Origin of the sequence: Clostridium lacusfryxellense (assembly GCF_018861735.1) — a bacterium.
Classification (GTDB): Bacteria; Bacillota; Clostridia; order Clostridiales; family Clostridiaceae; genus Clostridium_AD; species Clostridium_AD lacusfryxellense.
In genome coordinates, this window is the sequence record NZ_JAHLEB010000141.1 from 1 (window position 1) to 1433 (window position 1433).

Below are 1433 nucleotides of genomic sequence, written 5' to 3' on the forward strand. Positions count from 1 at the left end.
ATATATAAAATAGCATTAAAAAATGTATTCCAGTAAGTCACTGCGAAGAACAGTCCAAAAGTAGCCATTGCAGGCAATGATAATGGTAATATTACTCTAGAAAAAACTTGAACATCATTACACCCATCAATAATAGCTGCCTCTTCTAGACTTTCTGGAATACTGTCAAAGAAACTTTTAAGTAAAAGTAAGTTCCATCCACTGCTTAATGCTGGAATGATTAAAGACCAAACAGAATTCATTAAGCCAAGTTGCCTAACCACCATATAATTAGGAATCATTCCTGCATTAAAAATAGTAGTAAAAACTACAGCAATCAATAATACTTTTCTTCCCATTAATCGTTTTCTAGATAACGCGTAAGCCAATGCAGAAGTTACTAATAAACTAAGTGCCGTTCCAACTGTAGCAAGAAAAGTTGATACTCCTATAGCTCTTGAGAATAGTGGAGTTGCTAATAGATATTTATAATTCTCAAAAGTAATCCCTTTAGGAAACAATAACAAATTAGTTTTTAAGTACTGTACTGGATCGGTAATTGATACGATAAATACATAATATATCGGGAAAAAGGTAATCAATGCTAATACAAGCAAAAACAAATGATTTGAAAAATCAAATACTTTAGACATAGTGCCTCTTTTAATTTTATTTTCCACCTGTTAATACACCCCTTCCTCACCTAACATTTTAGCAACTTTATTAGCAATAACAACTAATAAAAACCCTATTGCAGATTTAAATAACCCTACAGCAGTTGCATAACTGAACTGTGCGTTTCTTACACCATTTCTATAAACATAAGTGTCAAATACATCCGCAACACCAGCTACAGTTGCATTAGTCATAAGATATACCTGTTCAAAACCGGTATCCATAGCGTGACCAATCCTTAAAATAAGTAAAATAACAATTACAGTTTTTATTGCAGATAATGTGATATGCCAAATTTGTTTTAATCGATTTGCACCGTCCATCATAGCCGCTTCATAAAGACTCGGGTCAATGGCGGTTATTGAAGCAAGAAAAAGAATAGTTCCCCACCCACATTCCTTCCATATATTTTGTGCTGTTAACATTAGCCAAAATATTTTTGGGTTTGATAAGAATGATATCTTTTCTCCGCCAAACATAGTTATAATTTGATTTACAACTCCAGAGGTTTGTCCAAGCATAATATAACTAATGCCTGCTATTATAACCCAAGATAAAAAGTGTGGAAAATAAATTGCAGTCTGTATTATAGACTTATACTTTTTGCCCTTAATTTCATTTAATAATATAGCTATTATAATAGGAACTGGGAAAAATAGAGCTATATTTAAAAAACTAATAGCCAAGGTATTTCTTAGCAACAAACCAAACTCTGCATGAGTAAATAGCCTTATAAAATGCTCAAAGCCTACCCATGGACTTTTTAGTATTCCCAAAAA

General features: G+C 32.2%; 2 protein-coding genes. Both read right to left on the reverse strand.

Going from position 1 to position 1433, the window contains the following annotated elements; all coding sequences use genetic code 11:
* On the reverse strand, positions 1 to 659 hold a 659-nt coding region (locus tag KPL55_RS26660; protein WP_216309576.1), incomplete at its 3' end, for a carbohydrate ABC transporter permease.
* 3 nt (positions 660 to 662) lie between these two features.
* The coding region (locus tag KPL55_RS25660; RefSeq protein ID WP_216309577.1) for an ABC transporter permease at positions 663 to 1433 on the reverse strand (771 nt) is incomplete at its 5' end.